Origin of the sequence: Brachybacterium sp. GCM10030268 (assembly GCF_042666305.1) — a bacterium.
Lineage (GTDB): Bacteria > Actinomycetota > Actinomycetes > Actinomycetales > Dermabacteraceae > Brachybacterium.
Genome location: NZ_JBHTCW010000006.1, coordinates 174,473 through 195,988 on the forward strand (window position 1 = coordinate 174,473; position 21,516 = coordinate 195,988).

Genomic DNA, 21,516 nt, shown 5'->3' on the forward strand with positions numbered 1-21,516 from the left:
GATGAACACACCGGCCGACGGAGTGCCTGAGATGTCTCAGGATTCGCCGACGCCGACAGAGGCGCCGGTGCTGGTGATCCTGCGCGGGAACTCCGCCTCGGGGAAATCGACCAGCGCCCACCGCGTCCAGCGCTCCCTGCCGCGGGGACGGGTCGCCGTGATCGGGCAGGATCACGTGCGCCGGGAGATGTTGTGGGAGCACGAGCATCCACACGCCGACACCGCCGCGATTCTGCCGGCGATCGCGCGGCACTGCCTGGCGATGGGCCGGATCACGATCGTCGAGGGGATCCTCGACCGCGAACGGTACGGCGCCATGCTCGAACAGCTGCTCGCCGGGCACGACGGGCACGACCTGGTCTACTACCTCCAGGTGAGCCTGGAGAAGACCCTGCGTCGCCACGCCGTCAAGCCGATCGCCGGAGAGGTGAGCCCCGACGAGGTCGCCTCCTGGTACCGCCCCGCAGACCAGCTCGGAGTGGCGGGGGAGCAGACCCTGGGGGAGGAGCTCAGCGAGGACGAGCTGGTCGCGCGGATCCTCGCCGACCTCGCGGCACGGAATTGACCCGCCGTGAGACGTGACCCCGTGGAGGATGGCGTGACGATCCCCCGGCTCGTCGAACTGTACGAGAGCGTGCGTGGGCTGCCGTACGACACGGTCGCTGCGTTCGACGCCGCCGGACTGCGTGCGCAGGGACGGGGCAACTGCGTGGCGAAGGCCGCACTGCTGGCCGAGGAGCTGAGCAACGTCGGCATGCAGTGCCGAATGGTGTGCTGGGAGTACGAGCTGCCGGTCCTCGTGGACGTTCAGCGCGAGCTTCGATTCTTCTCGGACATCCACACGGCGGTCGAGGTGCACGTCGACGATCGCTGGGCCCTGGTCGATGCCACGCACGATCCGGCGCTGGCATCCCTCGGGCTCACGGTGGGGTCGTGGGATGGCGCGTCAGCGACGGAGCCCGCTTATCGGCCCGTCGGCCCCGTCATCCCTCACGATCGGCAGGGCCGGACTCCGGCCCTGGACGAGGCCGCGACGCGGATCGGCCACCAGGTGGAGCGCACCGATCCCGAGCTGGTCTCCCGGTACCAGGAAGATCTGAACCGGCTGTTCGAAAAGGCCAGGTCCTCTCCGTAACCGAGGTCGTGATAGGCAGGTGAGGGACGATTGCGCCATGTCGCATTCAGAGCTGCTTGTCATCGGCGGCGCGTCCGGGGTCGGGAAGTCGTCGGCGGCCTTCGCGCTCCACGACCTCCTCACGGCGCAGGACGTCTCCCACGCCGTGGTGGAGGGCGATGCGCTCGACCTCGCCCACCCGGCTCCGTGGCGCACGGGGCTGGCCTTTCGAAATCTGTCGGCGATCTGGGCGAACTATCGGGCGCTCGGTCACCGGCGGCTGATCTACACCAACACCGTCTCGGTACTCAAGGCGGAAGCGATCGCGGAGGCCATGGGGGATCGGCCGCGTACGAGAGCAGTACTGCTGCAGGCCACGCCGCGCACTGTCCGGGAGCGGCTCGAGACGCGCGAGCACGGCGAGAGCCTGGACGTGCACGTGGCCAGGAGTCGGGAGGCGGCGGAGCGGCTCGACGCCGAGGCCGCCCCGGCCGTGCACCGGCTCAACACGGAGGGCCGGACGCCCCACGAGGTCGCGGTGCAGATCAGCGTGGTGCTCGACTGGGCAGGACCGGCCGGGCGGGGTAGCTCCTGAGTGGCCGGACAGGCAGCAGAAACCGGCGGCACGGTGAGACCGGCCGGGCGCCCAGCCGGGTCCCGGGGCGTAGAGAGCTTTGTCGGGGTAGTCCGGCCGGTCCAAGCGGACAGACGCGCCTACTCGGCCGCATGCGATCGAGACGTGATCCAATAACGGCGCGTCACACGTCCGCCTGGTCCCTCGCGGAGATCCTCAAGCTGTCCGCCGCAACGCTCTATGAGCGCGGATGATGCAGCATTCGAGGCGTCGCAGGTGACCAGCACGTGGCGCACACCGTGAGCCGCCAGGCGGCCTACAGCAGCGCGCAGGATCTGCTGGCCGTAGCCCTTGCCTCGGAACTCCGGCCCCACGGCATACCCGACGTGTCCGCCGACCTCCAAGAGGGCCGCGTTGAGTCTGTAGCGGATGGAGACTCTGCCTATGGCGGTACCGGGTACTTCGGCGACCAGAAACTCCGCAGGGACTCGGCCTGGCCCCCAATCAGCGGCATCCCGCGCGTACTCAGCGAGGATGTCCTCCCACGCCCCGTCGGCCATCAGGAAGTCGAACCCCTCACGCGAGAGCTGACTGTGCAGGTGACGAAGTGCTGCCTCGTCGTCGAGTCGTGGGGGTCGTAGCTCTACCTGCACGAGCCTCATCCTAGGATCCCGGTCGCACGACCGCGCCGGGAATCGAGCCACTGTTGCGCCCACCTCGGTGCCTGGCCACAGCAGACCGGCCGGCCCCGACGAATCGGGACCGGCCGGCGCTGTCGAACGTTGCCGCGGTTCAGACCACCGGGACGTCGACCGCCTCGCCGGTACGTGCGCTCTCGTAGGCGGCGAGGATGATGCCGAGCACCGCGATGCCCTCGGCCTCGGTGTTCAGCGGGCGACGGCCCGTCTCGAGGCACTCGACGAAGTCGGCGATCTCGGCGGCGAAGGTGTTGACGGCCTCGTGCTCGAAGACCTGCTCCTCGTCCTCGCCGCGGATCTTGACCCGCAGCGTAGTGCCGTCCGAGCTCAGCGAGCCCTTCTCGCCGACGACGCTGAAGCGGTCGGTGCCCGGCGCGGCGTCGTAGGCCCAGGAGGTCACCAGCTGGCCCACGCTGCCGTTGTCGAAGCGCACCAGGATCTGCGCGGAGTCCTCGTCCTCCATGAACTTCAGGCGGTGGGTCGACATCATGGCGAAGGCCTTGACCGGCTTGGCGCCCGCGAAGTGCATCAGCAGGTAGGTGGGATGGTAGCCGGTGTCGATGTACTCGCCGCCGCCGCTGGTGGCGGCCTTGGCGCGCCATCCCATCGTGGAGGGATCGAAGTTGTTGAAGAACGAGTCGGTGGTGCGCACCTCGTACACGTCGCCGAGGGCGCCGGAGTCGATGACCTCCTTGGCCTTGGCCACGGCCGGCATGAACAGCTGGTTGTGCGCGCACATCAGCGTCACGCCCGCCTTCTCGACGGCGGCGCGCACCTCGGCGGCCTCGTCGGCGCTGAGGCACAGCGGCTTCTCGCACAGGATGTGCTTGCCGGCCTCGGCGGCGGCCACGATGGCCGCCTTGTGCAGGTGGTGGGGCAGGCAGATGTCGACGGCGTCGACCTCCGGGTCCTTCACCAGCTCGGTGAAGTCGGTGTAGGCGCGGGCGCCGGTCTCCTCGACGCGCTTGGCGAGGGTCTCGGGTACGGCGTCGGCGATCGCGGTGATCTTCACGCGCTCGGGGATCGTCGCGTAGCCGGCGATGTGGGCGTTGGCGATGCCGCCGGCTCCGATGAGGCCGATGCGGACGGGCAGGGAGATGGTCATGGTGTTCCTTGTCTGCAGAATATGGAGCCGCGCGGCATCCGGGGCCGCGCGGCGTGCGGGGTAGTGCGGCTCAGGCGCGGGCGTCGTCGTTCGCAGCGGCCACCAGTGCCGTCAGGGCACGTGCCCGGCGGAGGTTCTCCTCCATCGTGGCCTCGGTGCGGATCGACTCCACCCACTGGGCGAAGGGGATCGGGTCGTCGGCGGGCACATCGACCGTCGACCAGCCCTCACTGGAGCCCAGTCGCATCACGGCGTTGCCCTCGTCGTCGTTCTCGAAGCCGTACAGCACCGAGCCCTCGGTGCCGTGGACCTCGATGGTGAACGGGCTGGCCGGGGTGACGAACCCGGTCTCGATGACGCCGATGGCGCCGTCGGGGGTGGAGACGGTGACCGAGGAGTTGTCCTCGACCCCACGACCGGTCTGGTCGGTGTAGGTCGAGCGCACGGTGGAGATCTCCTCGCCCAGGATCAGCTGGGTGAGGTAGACGGGGTGGGCGCCGAGGTCGGAGAAGGCACCGCCGAGCGCCTCGGAGGCGTCGTAGAACCGGGCCGGCAGCCAGTCGGCGGTCGAGCCGTTGTGGGCCAGGCGCACCCGCGAGTACGTCAGGCGCCCCAGGGTGCCCTCGTCGAGGATCGTGCGCAGGGCGACGGTGTAGCCATGGGTGAGCCGCGGCAGGGACACGGTGATCCGCACCCCGGCCTCCTGGGCGGCGCTGATCAGCTGGTCGCAGCCCTCGACGGTGGGGGCCAGCAGCTTCTCGGTGAAGATGTGCTTGCCGGCGGCGATCACCTTGGTCATCAGCTCGACGTGGTCGCTGGTGGCGGCGGTGACGGTGACGCCGTCGAGGTCGTCGCGGGCCAGGAGAGCGTCCAGGTCCGTGGTGGCCTCGACGCCGAGCTTCCCGGCGAGTTCACGGCCGCGGTCGGCGTCGTCGTCCCAGACGGCGACGAGCTCGGTCTCGGGGTGATCGAGGGCGGCGCGGCCGTATTCCTCGGCGTGGACGTGCCATGCGCTGAGCACGGCGATCCGCAGGGGAGTGGTCATGTGGTTCTGCTCCTGGATGGGGAGGGTGCCCTGTCCGGCGCGGACGAGACAGCACGCGGGCATCCGCTCGACGCGTCCATGGCCCCGGGCGAGACGGTGATGTGGGCCGCTGGAGGGACCACTCTGTCGTATGACACGTTACTCACACCGATGGCGTAATTCAATGAGCTACCGGACCTGGCGGGCCCTATAGGTCTCGTCGTCCCTGGCCGATACGATGGACAGATCTCAGAAGTCCTTGTGCGCAGGAGTCACAGTGGCGGGTTCAGAGGCGACATCCGGATCTTCGGGGCTGAGCGCCCGGTGGCGGCGCGCGCTCGGCGCCGGCGCCGCGATCGCGCTGATGCTCTGCGGATGCGGCTCCGGCTCTGCCACCCCCGTGCCGATCGACCAGGCCCGCGCGATGAGCGAGGAGATGCTCCCGCCGCTGCAGGACGCACTGCTCACCGGCCCCGATGCGCAGTGGACCGATGGCCGGGAGCAGGCCACGACCGACGTACGGGGCACCTGCCGATGGACCCCCGGCGACGCCACTGCGGAGACCGCGATCCCGCAGGAGAAGTCGACGTGGATGGAGCGCCGCGACGCCGTCAACGACGTCCTGGAGGACCACGGCTTCGACGCCGTCTGGGAGCCGATGCAGAAGAACGGCACGTACGGCTTCTCCACCAGCCGCGAGGACGGTGCGGGCATCGCGCTGTATGCCACCAAGGGCGGCACCGTGATCCGGCTGTTCAACGTTCCCGTGGCCGACGGTGCCTGCGAGTAGGTAGGTCCCCGGGCGCGGCGGGTCGGGGAACCGAGCGGTCAGAGCCGATCCCGGCGCTTCACCTGCGCACGCCGGATGCGTAGGTTGGGACCTCCAGCAGGACCCGCCCGCCCGTCACGCCGAGTGCGTGACGCTCACGAGGGAGAGATCCATGAGAGTCGCTGTCGTCGGTGCCACCGGGAACGTCGGAACGGCCGTGCTGGCCGCGCTGCAGCAGCGACCGGAGGTGACCTCCGTCCTCGGCATCGCCCGGCGCCTGCCCGACCAGGACCTGGCCCCCTACTCCTTTGCCGACTGGGCCTCGATCGACATCGCCGCCGCCGTCGACCCGGACCAGGCCGTCTCCGAGCTGACCGGCGCGTTCCGGGGCGCGGACGCCGTCATCCACCTCGCGTGGCTGATCCAGCCCAACACCCGCCGCGAGCTGCTGCGCCGCGTGAACGTGGACGGCACCGAGAACGTCGCCCGCGCCGCCGCCGAGGCCGGCGTGCCGAGGCTCGTGGTGGCCTCGTCCGTCGGCGCCTACTCGCCCTCGCCCGGCAACGAGGTGCGCGAGGAGACCTGGGGCACCGAGGGCATCCGCTCCTCCCACTACAGCGTCGACAAGGCCGCCCAGGAGCGCGTGCTCGACGAGTTCGAGCACGCCCACCCGGAGATAGCCGTGTCCCGGCTGCGCCCGGCGCTGATCTTCCAGTCCGACGCCGCCTCCCAGATCCAGCGCTACTTCCTGGGCACCTGGATGCCCATCCAGGCGCTGCGCGCGGGACGCCCGCCGGTGCTGCCGCTCCCGGCGGGGATGCGGATCCAGGCCGTCCACGCGGCCGACGTCGCCGCCGCCTACGCAGCTGCCGCGGTCACCGGGGCGCGCGGGGCCTTCAACATCTGCGCCGACGACCTGCTGGGCATGCAGGAGCTGGCCGACATCGTCGACCACGGCCGCTTCCTCCAGGTCCCCCACTCGGTGGTGCGCGCCGCGTTCACCGCCGGCCATCGCGCCCGGTTGCTCGCCGCCGACGAGGGCTGGTTCGACATGGGTATGAACGTGCCGGTCATGAGCAACGAACGGGCGAAGGCGGAACTGGGCTGGGCGCCCCGCCACACCGCCGCCGAGGCGGTCGAGGAACTGCTGGAGGGGATGATCGCCGGCCACGGTGCCGGCTCGGTGCCGATGCGGCCGCGCGATGTCCGCCGCACCCAGCTCCCCGTCGATCAGGTGCCGGCCGTGGCCGGTGCCGGGGCCCGCGCCGATGGACCGAGCGGCCGCGTGGGCGAGACGGCACCCGGGGGAGCGACCCGGCATCTGCCCGTCGAGCCCCGCCCGCAGATCTCCGAGAAGGTCACGCAGGACCTGCTGAACCTCTACCTCTCCGACCATCTCACCGGCGCCTCGGCCGGCGTGGAACGCATCGAGCGGATGGCGGCGGCGTTCGTGGACACTCCGGTGTTCGCGCCGCTGTCCAGCGTCGGCCAGGAGATCCGGGCGGAGCGGCAGTTCCTCGAGGAGCTCATCCATGATCTCGGTTTCCGGCAGCTGCCGCACCGGCAGGCCGTGGCCTGGCTCGGCGAGCGGGCCGGGCGGCTGAAGAACAACGGGCGCCTCGCCACGCGCTCACCGATGACGATGGTGCTGGAGACCGAACTGATGCGCAGCGCCGTGATCGGCAAACGGGGCGGCTGGCAGACCCTCCAGGACAACGCCGAACTGCTGGGCCTGGACCCAGAGGTCTTCGCCCGGCTCGCCGAGAACGCGCTGCGGCAGGCCGAGATCCTCGACCAGGTCCACGCCTACGCGCGCCGCCGGGCCTTCCGCCGGGATCTGGAGACCCATACTCCCCAGGAGACGGGCGCCCCGCAGGACTGACGGGACCCGGGCGTCACGCCGTGACGGCGGCCAGCAGCTCCAGGACGTGGCGATACGCCTTGCCGGTCGCCGCCTGCATGCCCAGCTCGCAGGTGCGGTTGGCCGAGACGTACCAGTCCGTCTCCTGCCGGGCGACCTCGGCCGCCTCGGCGGCGGTGGCCGAGGCGGTCAGCTCCGGATGCAGCATGCCGCGGTCCCCCGCGTAGGCGCAGCACCCCCACTCCACCGGCACCACGACCTCCTCGGCGCAGGCCTCGGCGATCGCGACCAGATCGTCGCTCGCGCCCAGATGGGTGGTCGAGCACGTGGGATGCACGGTCACCGAGCGCGCCGGCTCGCGGATCTCGAGGCGGTCCAGCAGGTGGCGGCGCACGTAGGTGATCGCGTCGATGACCTCGATGCCGGTGCCTTCCACGGCCTCCACGATGCCCTCGGTGCAGCTCGCCGCATCGACGATCACCGGCAGCTCGCCGCCATCGGTGGCCTCCCGCAGGGCGCTGCGCACCCGCTCGCGCATCTGCTCCTTCGCCGCCGTCATGCCCTTGGATGAGAACGGGGTGCCGCAGCACAGGGAGGCGGCGTCGTCCGGAACGGCGAACCGGACTCCCGCGCGCTGGGCGAGGAGGGTCAGCGACGCCGGGACGCCGGTCGTGCTCCCGCTCCCGCTCCCGCTCCCGCAACCGCAGCCTCCGCCACACCTGCCGCGGGACTCCTCGGCGGCGCCGAACATGGTGTGCACGCAGGCCGGGAGGTAGACGACACTGACGTCGGCCCCGGTGCGACCCCGGCTGCCGGCACGGCGCACCGACCCGCCACGGCGCGGCAGCTCCGGGCGGTACTCGGGCACCGTCTCCGCACCGAGCAGAGCCCGGCCGACGTCGGTCGCCGCCCGGGGCAGCGCCGCGGGCATCACGCCGGCGGCGGTCATCGCGGCCGAGGCCCCACGGGTGACCGTGGCCCACCGTGAGGACGCGGCCTTCCAGGCCGTGGCCGCCGGTGTCTCCGCGGATTCCGCGCGCAGCCGCCGCACCAGGTCACCGGTGTTGATGTCGACCGGGCAGGCGGTCACGCACATCCCGTCGGCCGCGCAGGTCTGATCGCCCTGGTACTCGTAGGCCTCGCGGATCGCCGCCGCGGTGGCGAGGTCGCCGCGCTGCTCGGCGAGGTTCGCGTCCCGTCGCAGCACGATCCGCTGGCGCGGCGTGAGGGTGAGGTCCTTGCTGGGGCAGACCGGCTCGCAGTAGCCGCACTCCACACAGCGATCGGCCTCCTCCTCGATGCCGATGACGGGCTTGAGATCGCGCATGTGGGCCGACGGGTCATCGGTGAGCAGGACACCCGGATTGAGGATCCCGGCGGGGTCGACGAGCTGCTTGATCTCCCGCATCACCTGGTACAGCTCCGGGCCGTACTGGCGCTCGACGAACGGGGCCATGACCCGGCCCGTGCCGTGCTCGGCCTTGAGGTTGCCGCCGTGATCGAGCACCAGCTCGGCCATGTCCTCCGTGAACGCCTCCAGTCGGTCCTGGGACTGGCCGAGCCGCTCGTTGAGCAGGAAGTGGATGTTGCCGTCCTTGGCGTGCCCGAAGATCACCGACTCGGTATAGCCGTGGCGTTCGAACAGGGACTGCAGGCCGCGGCAGGTCTCATCCAGCTCAGGAACCGGGACCACCACGTCCTCCAGCAGCGCGGTCGAGCCCTCCGGTCGGGCGCCGGCGATCGCGGCATAGAGCCCCTTGCGGCTGGTCCACATCGCCGCCCGACGGGAGGCGTCGGTGGTCATCTCCAGCGGCGTCGACAGCCCGAGGCCGCCGGCCAGCGCGGTCGCCTCGGAGGCCTTGTGCTCCAGCTCGGCGGGGTCGTCGCTGCGATGTTCGACCAGCAGTGCGGCATGGTCGGCGACCTCCAGTCCCCGGATCTCCTGAGGAGCTCCGGCGAGGTTCTGGGCGACGGTCAGGGAGCGGGCGTCCATCAGCTCCGCGGTCGCGAACCCGGCGCCGACCACCTCCGGCAGCGCCGCCGTGGCCGCCTGCAGCGACGGCAGCACCATGAGCCCCGTGGTGATGTGCTTCTGGATCGCCACCGTGCGGAACACCGCGGAGGACACGAAGGCGAGGGTCCCCTCGGAGCCGACGATCAGGTGGGCGAGGACCTGGGCAGGCTCCTCGAAGTCCAGCAGTGCGTTGATGCCGTAGCCCATCGTGTTCTTCAGGGCGAACCGCTCCTGGATGACCCGCGTGGCCTCGGCGTCGTCGCGTACCCGACGGCTCAGGCGGACCAGGCCCTCGTGCAGCTCCGGCTCGTCCTCGCGCAGCCGGGCGTCGGCATCCGGGGCGGCGGTGTCGACCACGGTGCCGCTGGGCAGCACGAACCGCAGCGATTCAAGGGTGCGATAGGAGTTCTCGCTGATCCCCGCGGCCATCCCCGACGAATTGTTGGCGATCACCCCGCCGATCGTGCAGGCGATCTCCGAGGCCGGGTCCGGGCCCAGCCGGCGTCCGTGGCGGGCGAGGTGCGCGTTGACCTGCCGCAGCGTCGACCCGGGGCCGACGCGTACGCGCTCGCCGCCGTCGAGGACCTCCACGGACCGGAAGTTCCGGCGCACGTCGGCCAGGACCGCGTCGGACTGCGCCTGCCCGGACAGACTGGTGCCGCCGGAGCGGAAGGTGACCGGCCGACGGGTTCGCGTGGCCTGCCGGAGCAGCGCGACGACCTGGGCCTCGTCGGCCGGAGAGGCGACGGCCTCGGGCAGCAGCAGGTAATGCGAGGCGTCATGGGAGAGCTTGTGGCGGGCGACGACATCGGTGTCGAGCGTGGGCGCGCCGTCGGCGTCGGGCGATGGTGCGCGGCCGGTGTCGCGCGATGGTGCGAGCGTCATCGCCTCACGGTATATCCGCGACCGGCGGAGCGGCAGTCGCCATCTCGTCTGGCGCGAAAACCTGCTTGTGGCCCCGCCGTGCCGCGCAGGTGCCCGTTCGTGAGCCTCAGCGGGACACCAGGCGCAGGCCGGCGCGCGTGGCTGTCCATGAAGGGGACGCCATCCGAAGATGCCATGCCATATGCACGGCATCCTCGATGAGCGTCCCACGGATGGTCAGCACCCGACGCCGCCACGATGAGGACCGGGCGCGGACACGATGAGAACCCGATGCCGCCACGATGAGAACCCGACGCGGACACGAGAGGAACCGGGCGCGAGCCCGACTCCCGATCCGCACCCCGCACCTCCCCGAGAGCGTGCCCCGGGATCGGTAGACTCGCCCCATGAATTCCGCCGCGCACGATGACCTGGTCCGCCGTCCCTTCGAGGGGCTGCCGAACGAACGAGACCTGGTCGCCATGCGCCAGCTGATCCCGGCGGCGACCATGAGGGCGAAGACCACCGCCGAGTACGGCTCGGCCGACGTGGAACTGGCGACCATCCTGCCCATGGCCTGGCCCGCGGTGCGTCGCACGGACGGCACCGTCACCGTCGGCGTCCAGGCCGGCTACCCCGGCGGGGACCTCTCGCGCGGCATCGGCCAGGCCATCAAGCTCGCCCTCGCCCTCGAGCCCGGCAACCCGATCACCACCGTCACCCTCGACGACGAGGCGCCGCGTCTGCAGGAGATCCTCGACCTGGACGGTGACTTCGCCATCACCGTGCACGAGACCTTCGACTTCTGGCTCGATCCCAACGCCGAGCGCACCAGCGAGATCGATCAGTCCATCAAGCAGGCCAACGAGTCGATCATGCCCACCGCACCGATCGGCGGGCTGCCCCACGCGTACTGGGTCGACGCCGGACCCAAGGAGCACGTGCGCTGGGTGCTCGACGCCGATGAGGACCGCGTGATCGATGCTGTCACCCGCCTGCACGCCCGCCGCGAATCGGCCATCGGTGAGGGCACCAAGTACGTCGGCTCCTTCCGCGCAGAGGGCATGTCGATCCCGGTGTGGGACCTGCCCAAGGGGCACGGGGTCGAGCCCGTCGAGGAGATCGCTGCGGACTTCCGCGCTCGCTTCGAGGAGGCCCTGAACACCGACGAACCGCTGACGGCGCTCGAGCGCCGGGCCCGCGGCGGAATCGTGGCCCGGCAGGTGACGCTGCGATGAGCGCCGCGGGGCCGCTGACGGCGAACCGCCCCGAGCGGGTGGCCGTCGTGATCCCCGCCAAGAACGAGGCGGAGCGGATCGAGGCGACCATCGAGGCCGCCCGCGCCATCGTCGGGGTCGACCTGGTGGTGACCGTCGACGACGGCTCCACCGACGCCACCTCCGCCGTCGCCATGGGGGCCGACGCGCTGGTGGTGCGGCACAAGACCAACCGCGGCAAGGCGGCCGCCATGGCCACCGGTGCGCAGATGGTCGCCATCCGCGAGCATGCCGAACGCGCCGACGGCGGCGAGGATTTCTCCGAGGAGCTGCACGCCGAGCCGCGCGCTCCCGGCCACACCGGGCCGTTGCCCGTCATCGGAGCCGACGTCGCCCCGCGTGCCCTGCTGTTCCTGGACGCCGACATGGAGGGCTCCGCCACCGCGGCCCAGCCGCTGGTCGACGCGGTGCTCGGCGAGGGCGTCGACATGGCCGTCGCCCTGCTGCCCCCGCAGGACGGCGCGGCCGGCATGGGCATCGTCGTGCGCACCGCCCGCAACGGCATCCGTCGCGCTACCGGCTGGGAGGCCACTCAGCCGCTGTCCGGGACCCGCTGCATCACCCGCGAGACCTGGGAGGCCTGCCAGCCGCTCGCTCCGGGCTGGGGCGTGGAGACGTCGCTGACCATCGACGCGCTGTCCGCAGGATTCTGGGTCAAGGAGATCGAGGCGGACCTCCACCACCGTTCGACCGGCCGTGACCTGCGCGGTCAGCTGCACCGCGCCGCCCAGCTGCGGGACGTGCTGCGCGCCCTGGCCCGCAAGCGCCGCGGCGTGTTCGACGCCGACGAAGCCGGCGCGCCGTCCGAGGACGACCTCGACGGCGACGTCATCGCGCCCTCGCCGGCCGCCGCCACCGTCGCCGAGCGCGAGGAGCCGGACGGCCCCGCGGCGACGACTGCCCAGGAGTCTGCCGATGCCGCGCCGACGGCCGCCGAGGAGCCTGTCGACGCAGTGCCGACCTCCGCCCAGGAGTCTGCCGATGCCGCGCCGACCTCCGCCCAGGACGGCGATGTCGACGAACCGTCCGCGGACCAGATCACGCCTGCGCGCACTGCCGACGGGCACACGGCCGACGCCTTCGCCGCCGGTCCGGGCGAGCCCGCACAGGCCGTGCCCGAGGCCGACGAGCCGGAGGCCGACGCCTGGGCCATCCCGCCGGAGCCCGCGACCGCTGACGTACCGGCGGCTCCCGAGGCCCCGGCACCGGCTGAGGATTCCGTGTCCACCGAGCAGCCGGCGGTCACCGACGGGTCGGCGACGGCGACGGGCGAGTTGCCCGCGAACGCCGAGCAGCGGGCACGAGGCCGCCGCGCGAGGCGTCGTCGGGACGATTACTCCGTGCTCCCGGTCGAGGGCGAGTTCTCCGACGCCGAGACTCGCGCACTCGGAGACGTCGACGTCGAGGCCCTGGGACGCAGGCTGCGCGCCCTGCCGGTGACCGGGCCCTTCGCCTCCGACGACGCCGTCTACCTCGCCGGGGTCGATCTCGACGCACTCGCCGAGAAGCTGCAGGCCGCACCGGTCGAGGGCGAATTCAGCCCGGAGCACGCGGTCATCATCGCCTCCCACCTCAGTGCCCCCGAACCGGAGCTGCCGCCCTCGATCCGGCCGCCGCTGAGCCCCGACGAGTACACCTCGCTGGTCGTCCACGCCGCGGTCGACGCGGAGAACGCCGACTGACCCAGCCACTCGCGCGCCACGAGCCGCGATCGAGTCGATACCGCTGCAGTTGCCGCTGGTCGAGACCGCTGCAGTTGCCGCTATGGGGACCGAATAACGGCACCTACAGCGGTCTCGACAGCAGAGATCGAGCCGAGGGGCGCGAAAAACTCCTCGCGGTGAGGCCGGAGCGTCGGTAGTTTCGCGACCGATGACCGCCTCCCGTGCCTCCGCATCCTCGCCTGTTCCGCTCCGCGCGGTACAGCGGGCCATCGCCGAGCAGTTCCCCCGGCTCGCCGACCTCGAGGTCCGGGCGCTGGAGACGGACGGGACCGACAACGCGATCGTCGCCGTCGGCCCCGAGATCATCGCGCGCATCCCGCGGCGGCCGGGCGACCCCGCCGAGCTCCACGCCCTGCTGCGACGCGAAGCGGCAGCACAAGCGGAGTTCGCGGAGATCAGCCCGGTGCCCGCGCCGCGCCCGCTCGGCATCGGGACGCCTGGTAGCGGCCTCGACCGGCCATGGTCCCTGCAGACGCGGGTCCCCGGGGCCGTCGCCACACCGAGCGTGCTCGCCGATTCGATGCGGTTCGCAGAGGACCTCGCAGACCTCGTGGCCGCACTCCGCGCTGCCGAGACCCGGGGCCGACGGTTCCAGGGACCGGGCCGCGGAGGATCGCTCACCGATCACGACGACTGGGTGCGCGAGTGCCTCGATCGCAGCGTCGGCCTGCTCGACGTGCCGCTGCTGCGCCAGGTCTGGTCCCAGCTGCGCACCACTGCGGAGACCGGCCGCGTGACCATGAGCCATCGGGACCTCATCCCCGGAAACCTTCTGGTCTCACGCGGCCGGCTGGCCGGGGTGATCGACACCGGTGGCTTCGCGGCAGCCGACAGCGCCCTGGATCTGATCGTGGGAATCCACCTGCTGGATCAACCCGCTCGCGACGCGTTCCGGGAACGACTGGAGATCGACGATCTGGAATGGCGGCGCGCTCTCGCGTGGGCCTTCGAGCAGGCCATCGGCCTGGTCTGGTACTACCGGGAGACGGTGCCCGCGATGAGCTCCCTGGGCCGCAGCACGCTGGAACGCGTCATCGAGGAGTGGCAGCGGTGACGTCTCCGCCGACGGGTTCGTCCCGTTCCGACGGCAGCGTCGGATCCGGCAGCACCGCCGGGAGATAGGCGATCCAGATCCCCAGGATCGCGGCGACCAGGACAGGGCCGGTGTCGTTGACGGCGTACCCGAGCCAGGTGCCGGCCACCAGCGCCACGCGCACCGCATACGAGGCGGGGTGGAGCGTGTCGAGCTCGGCGAGGCGGCGCCAGCCGATCCGGCGCGGCATGAGGATCGCCACGGACGCGATCACGGCGAGGATCATCAGGATCGCGAGGGACCAGTACCCGGTGGTCATCCCGATGTTCTGTGCGAGTTTGCGCAGGACCACGGAGAACAGCTCGCCGCTGATCAGCTCGTCGATGAACCGTCCCAGGTGGGTGCGCTCCTCCGCGGGCCGCAGCCAGTCCAGGAACGAGACTCCCAGCACCGCCACGACACTGCCGGCGCCGAGCGCGAGCACGTGCCACAGCCGTGGCCGGGTCCCGGAGACCAGCAGCGCCAGCAGTCCGAAGGTCGGGATCGTCGTCAGCATGGAGCCGAAGTCCGCGCCCATCGAGGGGGCCACGCACACCACCGCGACCACTGCGCCGACGGCGAGCGTCCACACCACCCGGGCCCGGGACGTGGCCACCACCGCGAACAGGCATAGCAGGGCCATCATCGCCGCGGCCAGCACCATCCCGAACAGGTGATTCGAGAGCCCGTAGAAGCGGCCCCCGGAGATCGGCTGCGCCCCGAGCGGGGAGCCGAGCTGGAACCGCGACCCCGTCGCGGACTCCCCGAGGATCAGCAGCGCGACCAGGGCCGCAGAGACCCCGGCGGGTCCCAGCCGGTGGCGGCGCCAGGGGCCGGCCAGTGAGATCGCCGCCAGGATGGCGCTGCCGGCCCAGATCACTCCGGTCAGCGCGAGCGCGTCGTTCTCGGCCCGCCACCAGGGCACCGCCGAGGCGAACAGGGCCACCGCGAGCGCCAAGGGGGTGATGGCCAGCAGGGCGCGGCCGACGGCGGCCACCCGCGGGCGTCGTGCGAATCCGGGGACGAGCACGAGCACCAGGCCGATCACGCCGAGGGCGAACCACGAGCCGAGCGCCGGCATGGTCGCGGCATCGACCTCGGCCGCGGCCAGGGAGCGGTCCAGGGCGAGCTGCTGGGGGTCACCGTGGTCGATTCCGCGGAAGGGCTGACCGGGGATGTTCCCGTCGGGCTCCGCGTCGTAGGAGGCCAGGATCGTGGGCAGCACGTCGGTCAGCACCACCACGCCGTTCTGCTTGGTGGCCCCGCTGGTCAGCGCCTGGCCGGGGAAGGCCGAATCGAGGGCGACCTGCAGGCCGACGGTCCGGGAGGCGACCGCGCCGGTCTTCTCCATCTCGTCGGGGTCCGGCGGATCGGTCGCAGCGACCGAGACCAGCAGGGTGCGGGGGAGGGCCTCGGCATCGCAGCCGCCGGCGGCCTCGAGGACGCGGCCGACGGTCTCGTCCAGCGCGGCCAGGTCCTGCGCGCGGTCCGGATTGTCATGGTCGGGCACCGACCCGGCGTCGACCTGAATGATCGCATCGCCCGCGAGGGCGTCGGCGACGGCGGTGGTCTGCTGCGCGGATATCTCGCCGGAGACCTCGCGATCGCTGGCGTCGACCTCGACGGTCTCGACCGGCAGCTGCTGCCACTGGTCGGTGGGCGGGGTCGGGATGCCCGCAGTGCGCGGTGCCTTCTCCGCGAGGCCCCGGTAGCCGGTGTGCAGAGTCTCCAAGCCCTGGCGCTCGGTGGAGACCACCGTGGACGAGGTCGTGTTCATCGCACCGGCACCGGAGCGGTCCGCCAAGCACTGCAGGTTCGGGGTCGCCTCGGCGGAGATGTCCTCCCAGCCCAGCCCCGCGGTGGTGATGACCAGCCGCACCGGATCCTCGGGTCCGTCGGCCTGCGCCGGCGGCGTCGTGCCCAGCAGCAGGGCGCCGAACAGCGCGGCCAGCACCGCGCCCGGCAGGACGCGCAGGCGACGAGCGGGCAGGGAGAGAACCGGGAGGTGAGGCACGACAACGATGCTACGGGCCCCGGCCGCCCGGAAGCCCGACCCATACAGGGCCTCCACGGATCTCTCACCGCGCCCGCGTCGTCCGTGTCCGCGAAGGGGACGTCTCTCGCAGGTGGACCGCTATATGCAGGGAGGCTTCGACTGGCCTCCCCTTCGTGGCCTTGGCAGGGCGGCCTCGGGTGGCGTCTCTTTTGTGGCCTTGGGCAGCGTTGCGCGACGGGCGGGCGTCGCTGAGCTGGAGAAGCGCCGACGAGCCATATCGTGGTCGCCATGACGAACCCGACCCCGCCGTACGAACAGGTCCGCCGCGAGATCATCGGCCAGGTCCGCAGCGGTGAGCTGACGCCGGGGGACCGGCTGCCCGCGATCCGCGCCTATGCCGGCGAGCTCGGTCTGGCCCCGGGCACGGTGGCACGCGCCTACAGGCTGCTCGAAGAGGCCGAGATCATCGTGACCAGGCGCGGGGCAGGCACCACCGTCGCCCCCGGTGCGGTGGCCGCGAGCGAGGCGTACGCCGCGGCCGTGGCGCGTGAGGGCGGGGGAGAGGCGGACCCGGCGCTGGTGGCGCTGTTCCGCGGCGTCGTCTCCGATGCCCGCGAGGACGGCCACACCGACATGGCGATCCTGGCCGCGGTGCGCGAAGTACTGGCCGGGACGGAGGAGCCCGCCGAGCAGTCCGAGCGCGTCGAGCGGGCCGAACAGCACTCGTGAGCATCCGGCTCGAACCGCTGGGACCGCAGCACGCCCCGGCGATCCTCGAGGGCCAGGACGAGGCCATCGCCCGCGAGATCTCGGGATGCCGGTGGGACGCCGAGTCGCTCTCGACGTTCCTGGCCCGCTGCGCCCGGTGGCGCGAGGACGGGCCGATCCGTGAGTATGCGGCGCTTCCCGCTGAGTCCGGCCGAGTCGCCGACGGAACCTCGACGCTGATCGGCGGCGCGGGTCTGAACACGAGGGCCCCCGGGCTCACGCGGAACCAGGCCACCATGACGTACTGGCTCCTCGCCGCTCACCGGGGCCAGGGAGACGGCCACGCACTGGCCTCGGCGGTGGTCGAGGTCGCCCGCACCGACCCCAAGATCCACCAACTCGTCCTGCTGATCGCCCCGGCCAATGCGGCCTCGCTCGCTGTGGCCCACCACCTCGGGGCGACGGCGACCGGTCACCACGAACCCCACCCGGCCGACGCGACGCGCACCGTGGAGCGGTGGACGATCGAGCTGCGCTGACCGCTCCCCGTTGCTGCCCCGTCACCCCGATGTGTCCGGGGAACCGGACGCACTGACCCGCACCGGCCGCGCAGCGCATTACCCTTGGCTCTCATGCGGTACGGCTTCCTCGGTCCCGAGACCACGTTCACCCACCAGGCACTCCTGCAGGCCCTCGCCGAGGCGCCCGAGGAGTTCGCCGGCGACGCCGAGATCGTGCCGTTCGCCTCCGTCGCGACCGCCACCACCGACCTCATCGGTGGGGACATCGACGCGCTCATGGCGCCGATCGAGAACTCCGTGGAGGGCGGGGTCTCGGGCACCCTCGACGTGCTCGCCGCCACCGACTCGATCACCATCGTCGCCGAGCAGATCGTCCAGATCACCTTCGTGCTCGCCGCCCGCGAGACCACCGCGCTGAGCGACCTCGACGTCGTCGCCTCCCACCCGCACGCGCAGGCGCAGGTCCAGGGCTGGCTGCGCGAGAACGTCCCCGAAGCCGACATCGCCGCCGCCTCTTCGACAGCCGCCGCCGCCCAGGACCTGGCCGCGCTGAGCGCCGAGGACGCCCGGGGCCGCGCCGCCGTGTGCTCGCCACTGGCAGCGAAGCACTTCGGCCTGGAGATCCTCGCCGAGGGCATCGAGGACTACGAGGGTGCCCAGACGCGCTTCGTGCTCGTCACCCGCGAGGGCAGGATCCCGGCACGCACCGGCGCCGACAAGACGTCGCTGGTTCTGCACCTGCCGCACAACCGCTCCGGCGCGCTGCTGGAGACGCTGGAGATGTTCAGCGCCAACGGCGTGAACCTCTCCCGCATCGAGTCGCGCCCCATCGGCGACTTCCTGGGCCGGTACTCCTTCTCGATCGACGTGGAGGGGCACATCGAGGACCGCCGCGTCGCCGCCGCGCTGCGTGCCTTGCACCGGATCTGTCCGGTCGTCCACTACCTGGGCTCCTACCCGCGGGTCGACGGGGTGCGCCCCGACGCGCCCGCCGAATTCGCCGACGAGGCCTATGACGAGGCCCGCGACTGGGTCGAGAAGCTGACCGGCATGGTCACGCCGGCCTCGAGCGGCGCCTGATCTTTCCATGGCACTGGCCCCGTATAACCGGCACGTTGCGCGCAACTGGGGTCCCACCCGGCGGCAGCTCGCCGTAGGGCTCGTTGGTGCCGTGCTCGCCGGCGCCGGCGCGGGGTGCGGGTTCCTGCCGGGGAGACCTCGGCGTGAGATCGAGGTCGCCGGCAGCCTCCAGCTGGACGAACTCCTCATCGAGGCGACGGGGTCCGGCACGTCCGCCAGGGTCTCCGACGGCACGGACTTCGAGTGGGACAGATTCCAGATCTTCTCGATCGGCACCCCCGCGGAGGAGATCAACGAGGCAGCTGGAGTCACTGTCATCACAGACGACTATTACGCGGTGCAGGAGCACCTCTTTCTTTTCGCGCTCGATGGTCGCGGTGTCCGCGGCATTCCGACAAGTCGCGAATCATTTACTCCGCCGTACCTCGATATTTGGTTCAGTGCGGAGACCCGCGCCTATTCGGATGACGAGACATGGCTCGGTTTCGAGGACGTCGAGGGCGGGGCTTCGGACAGTTGAGGGCAGACGCGCCGTGGATCGCTCGGCGGGCTCCAGCCCCAGCTCCCGCACTCACTCCCGCGTCGGGTCAGGGCTGACCGGTACCCGCAGCAGCAGCGCGCCGGGGTCGATGCGGCCGATGAGGTGGCTCGCCTCCACGTCGGTGTCACCGTCGAGCTGGACCGGCTGCGCCTTGGTCGTCGCCACCCGCACCTCGGTGGCCGAGTAGCGATCCATCGAGGCCAGGCGCGGCCGGGGGGAGAGCTTGGGATTGACGACCTGGGTGAGGACCTGGCTGAACCCGGCTGCGCCCTTCCAGCCGGCCACCACGATCTCGAGCCTGCCGTTGTCCACGGTCGCATCGGGCATCAGCACGAAGCCGCCCGGGAGCTTGCCGACATTGCCCAGCAGCACGGTCCGGGCCTTGTGCGCATGCCGCGTGCCGTCGGGGAAGTCGACCACCACGTCGATGGAGCGGCCCAGGATGGTGCGCACCCCGCCGAAGACATAGGCGAGCCAGCCCAGGCGCTTCTTCATCGAGTCATCGGTGTGACCAATCATCTCGGCGTCGGCCCCGAACCCGGCGATGACCAGGAAGATCTGCTCGGCGGCTGCCGCGGCTTCGGTCACGCTGCCACCGGTGCGCAGCCAGCCCACGTCGATCCGACGGTCATGGCCGGTCAGGGCCGCGGTCATCGCCGCAGCGGGATCATCCAGCGGCACGTCCACGTTGCGGGCCAGCAGGTTGCCGGTACCGGCCGGGATGATGCCCATGCGGGTGTCCGTGTCGGCGAGGACCGAGGCCACCATGCGCACCGTGCCGTCCCCTCCCGCGGCGACCACCAGATCGGCGCCCTCGGTGCGGGCCTGGCGGGCCTGGCCCCGGCCCGGATCCTCCACAGTCGTCTCGTAGAAGGCGACCTCGGCGCCCTCGAGGTCCTCCACCACCTCGCGCACGCGCGTGCGGAACGCCTCCGCATCCGAGAACTTCGAGGGGTTCACGACGACCGCGACCTTCCGCAGCCGGTCCGCCGGGGCGTGGTCCCCGGCGTCCTCGTCGTCGGAGGCCCCAGTGCGATCCGCCTCGGTACCGGCCGCCGACCCGTCGGCCCGTCTCCGGCCTCGCGCCCCCCGCGCCACCCGGCCGCCAGGCTGCTCCTCGGCCGCGGCGCGCAGGGCGGCGATCTCGCGACGGTGCCGGCCGAGATGCCGCAGTACGACGACCAGCAGCACGACCGCCACGACCATGATGACGACCGAGGCGATGCTGAGCGCGAGGAGAGTGTGGTCCATGCGCTCAGGGTACTGACGCCGGCGCACGACTACCACGTCGCCGCAGGTACCCTGGTGCAATGATCGATCTGCGGCTGCTGCGCGAGAACCCCGATGCCGTCCGCGACGCCCAGAGGGCGCGCCGGCGCGACACGGCCACCGTCGATGCCGTGCTCGAGGCGGATTCCCGCTGGCGCGAGACCACCGCCGCGTACGAGTCCGCCCGCGCCCAGCAGAAGGCCTTCGGCAAGAAGGTCGCCCAGGCCCAGGGCGAGGAGAAGCAGCAGCTGCTGGCCGAGGTCAAGCAGCTCTCCACCGACGTCAAGCGCCTCGAGGCGGAGACCGCCGAGGCCATCGCCGCGCGGGATAAGGCGCTGCGCGAGATCCCGAACCTCGCCGAGGGCGCCCCCGAAGGACTCGAGGAGGACTTCGAGCTGCGCGAGACCGTCGGCGAGGTTCCCACCTTCGAGCACCCGGTCAAGGACCACCTGGAGATCGGCGAGGGCCTGAAGGCGATCGACATGGCCCGCGGTGCGAAGGTCTCCGGGGCCCGCTTCTACTTCCTCACCGGCGTCGGCGCCCAGCTGGAGCTGGCGATCCTGAACTCCGCGATCGACCAGGCCACCAAGGCCGGATTCACTCCGATGATCACCCCGACCCTGGTGCTGCCGGAGTCGATGGAGGGCACCGGCTTCCTCGGCGAGCACGCCGACGAGGTCTACCACCTGGACAAGGACGACGACCTCTACCTCGTCGGCACCAGCGAGGTGGCCCTGGCCAGCTACCACAAGGACGAGATCCTGGACCTCTCGGACGGTCCGCTGCGCTACGCCGGGTGGAGCGCCTGCTACCGCCGCGAGGCCGGCAGCTACGGCAAGGACACCCGCGGCATCATCCGCGTCCACCAGTTCCACAAGGTCGAGATGTTCTCCTACTGCCGCATCGAGGACTCCTACGAGGAGCACGAACGGCTGCTGGAGTGGGAGCGGGAGATGATGGCGCGGATCGACGTGCCCTACCGGATCATCGACACCGCCGCCGGCGACCTGGGCACCTCCGCGGCCCGCAAGTACGACTGCGAAGCGTGGATGCCCAGCCAGGAGACCTACCGCGAGCTGACCTCGACCTCGAACACCACCCAGTTCCAGGCACGGCGGCTGAACATCCGCGAGCGCACGGAGGACGGGCTGCGCCCCGTCGCCACGCTCAACGGCACTCTGGGTACCACTCGCTTCATCGCAGCGATCCTCGAGAACCACCAGCAGGCCGACGGATCCGTCGTCGTCCCGGAGGGCCTGCGGCCCTACCTCGGCGGCCGCGAGATCTTCGAGGTCCCCGCCTGAG

General features: G+C 71.4%; 19 protein-coding genes. 13 read left to right on the forward strand and 6 right to left on the reverse strand.

What is annotated here, in order from left to right; translation table 11 throughout:
* The first annotated feature begins 31 nt into the window (after positions 1-31).
* Genes ACFQRD_RS10760 through ACFQRD_RS10770 form a run of 3 tightly spaced genes read left to right on the forward strand, consistent with a single transcriptional unit; the run spans position 32 to position 1,709 of the window.
* Positions 32-565, forward strand: coding sequence for an AAA family ATPase (locus ACFQRD_RS10760; protein ID WP_377015943.1), 534 nt, complete (start codon positions 32-34; stop codon positions 563-565).
* Positions 566-598: 33 nt separating this feature from the next.
* Entirely contained in the window at positions 599-1,135 is a 537-nt protein-coding gene (locus ACFQRD_RS10765) for a transglutaminase domain-containing protein (RefSeq protein WP_377015945.1), read from the forward strand.
* Positions 1,136-1,172: 37 nt separating this feature from the next.
* Positions 1,173-1,709 (forward strand): ATPase, encoded by a 537-nt coding sequence (locus tag ACFQRD_RS10770; protein ID WP_377015947.1) that lies wholly within the window; start codon positions 1,173-1,175, stop codon positions 1,707-1,709.
* A 119-nt stretch (positions 1,710-1,828) separates the two neighbouring features.
* Here the strand turns inward: ACFQRD_RS10770 and ACFQRD_RS10775 are convergent, their stop codons facing one another.
* From ACFQRD_RS10775 to ACFQRD_RS10785, 3 genes are all read right to left on the reverse strand, one after another.
* Positions 1,829-2,350: a GNAT family N-acetyltransferase gene (locus tag ACFQRD_RS10775; RefSeq protein WP_377015949.1), complete on the reverse strand. Its 522-nt coding sequence runs from the start codon at positions 2,348-2,350 to the stop codon at positions 1,829-1,831.
* A 130-nt stretch (positions 2,351-2,480) separates the two neighbouring features.
* Positions 2,481-3,491, reverse strand: a complete 1,011-nt coding sequence (locus tag ACFQRD_RS10780; RefSeq protein ID WP_377804216.1) for a Gfo/Idh/MocA family protein — start codon at positions 3,489-3,491, stop codon at positions 2,481-2,483.
* Positions 3,492-3,561: 70 nt separating this feature from the next.
* Complete coding sequence (locus ACFQRD_RS10785) at positions 3,562-4,536, reverse strand: Gfo/Idh/MocA family protein (RefSeq protein WP_377015953.1); 975 nt, start codon at positions 4,534-4,536, stop codon at positions 3,562-3,564.
* 256 nt (positions 4,537-4,792) lie between these two features.
* On the opposite strand from ACFQRD_RS10785, the gene ACFQRD_RS10790 reads away from it, so the two are divergent.
* Together ACFQRD_RS10790 and ACFQRD_RS10795 are read left to right on the forward strand one after the other, a co-directional pair.
* Entirely contained in the window at positions 4,793-5,305 is a 513-nt protein-coding gene (locus ACFQRD_RS10790) for a hypothetical protein (protein ID WP_377015955.1), read from the forward strand.
* Between the two features lie 151 nt (positions 5,306-5,456).
* Positions 5,457-7,166 carry an NAD-dependent epimerase/dehydratase family protein gene (locus ACFQRD_RS10795; protein ID WP_377015957.1) on the forward strand — a complete coding sequence of 570 codons (1,710 nt, stop codon included), beginning with the start codon at positions 5,457-5,459 and terminating at the stop codon, positions 7,164-7,166.
* 13 nt (positions 7,167-7,179) lie between these two features.
* Here ACFQRD_RS10795 and ACFQRD_RS10800 read toward each other — a convergent pair whose 3' ends face one another.
* Positions 7,180-10,044 carry an FAD-binding and (Fe-S)-binding domain-containing protein gene (locus tag ACFQRD_RS10800; protein WP_377015959.1) on the reverse strand — a complete coding sequence of 955 codons (2,865 nt, stop codon included), beginning with the start codon at positions 10,042-10,044 and terminating at the stop codon, positions 7,180-7,182.
* A gap of 386 nt (positions 10,045-10,430) precedes the next feature.
* On the opposite strand from ACFQRD_RS10800, the gene ACFQRD_RS10805 reads away from it, so the two are divergent.
* The 3 genes from ACFQRD_RS10805 to ACFQRD_RS10815 all read left to right on the forward strand — a co-directional run bounded on the left by ACFQRD_RS10805 (position 10,431) and on the right by ACFQRD_RS10815 (position 14,078).
* On the forward strand, positions 10,431-11,261 hold the full coding sequence (locus ACFQRD_RS10805) for a DUF5926 family protein (protein WP_377015961.1): 831 nt from the start codon (positions 10,431-10,433) through the stop codon (positions 11,259-11,261).
* Positions 11,258-12,982, forward strand: coding sequence for a glycosyltransferase (locus ACFQRD_RS10810; RefSeq protein WP_377015963.1), 1,725 nt, complete (start codon positions 11,258-11,260; stop codon positions 12,980-12,982). Before ACFQRD_RS10805 ends, ACFQRD_RS10810 begins: the two co-directional genes overlap by 4 nt.
* Positions 12,983-13,172: 190 nt before the next feature.
* Positions 13,173-14,078, forward strand: a complete 906-nt coding sequence (locus ACFQRD_RS10815; RefSeq protein WP_377015965.1) for a phosphotransferase — start codon at positions 13,173-13,175, stop codon at positions 14,076-14,078.
* On the opposite strand, the gene ACFQRD_RS10820 is transcribed toward ACFQRD_RS10815, so the two are convergent.
* Complete coding sequence (locus tag ACFQRD_RS10820; protein WP_377015967.1) at positions 14,056-16,110, reverse strand: hypothetical protein; 2,055 nt, start codon at positions 16,108-16,110, stop codon at positions 14,056-14,058. The genes ACFQRD_RS10815 and ACFQRD_RS10820 overlap by 23 nt on opposite strands.
* 270 nt (positions 16,111-16,380) lie before the next feature.
* Here ACFQRD_RS10820 and ACFQRD_RS10825 point away from each other — a divergent pair, with 270 nt between their 5' ends.
* From ACFQRD_RS10825 to ACFQRD_RS10840, 4 genes are all read left to right on the forward strand, one after another.
* Positions 16,381-16,821 (forward strand): GntR family transcriptional regulator, encoded by a 441-nt coding sequence (locus ACFQRD_RS10825; protein WP_377015968.1) that lies wholly within the window; start codon positions 16,381-16,383, stop codon positions 16,819-16,821.
* Positions 16,818-17,339: a GNAT family N-acetyltransferase gene (locus ACFQRD_RS10830; RefSeq protein ID WP_377015970.1), complete on the forward strand. Its 522-nt coding sequence runs from the start codon at positions 16,818-16,820 to the stop codon at positions 17,337-17,339. Before ACFQRD_RS10825 ends, ACFQRD_RS10830 begins: the two co-directional genes overlap by 4 nt.
* A 93-nt stretch (positions 17,340-17,432) precedes the next feature.
* Positions 17,433-18,401, forward strand: coding sequence for a prephenate dehydratase (gene pheA / locus ACFQRD_RS10835; protein WP_377804218.1), 969 nt, complete (start codon positions 17,433-17,435; stop codon positions 18,399-18,401).
* Positions 18,402-18,408: 7 nt separating this feature from the next.
* The gene (locus tag ACFQRD_RS10840) at positions 18,409-18,921 is read left to right on the forward strand and encodes a hypothetical protein (protein ID WP_377804220.1); all 513 of its coding nucleotides are present in this window, start codon (positions 18,409-18,411) and stop codon (positions 18,919-18,921) included.
* A 51-nt stretch (positions 18,922-18,972) separates the two neighbouring features.
* Here ACFQRD_RS10840 and ACFQRD_RS10845 read toward each other — a convergent pair whose 3' ends face one another.
* Positions 18,973-20,193: a diacylglycerol/lipid kinase family protein gene (locus ACFQRD_RS10845; protein ID WP_377015974.1), complete on the reverse strand. Its 1,221-nt coding sequence runs from the start codon at positions 20,191-20,193 to the stop codon at positions 18,973-18,975.
* Between the two features lie 59 nt (positions 20,194-20,252).
* Between ACFQRD_RS10845 and serS the strand changes: the two genes are divergently transcribed.
* The gene (gene serS / locus ACFQRD_RS10850; RefSeq protein WP_377015976.1) at positions 20,253-21,515 is read left to right on the forward strand and encodes a serine--tRNA ligase; all 1,263 of its coding nucleotides are present in this window, start codon (positions 20,253-20,255) and stop codon (positions 21,513-21,515) included.
* Position 21,516 lies beyond the last annotated feature (1 nt).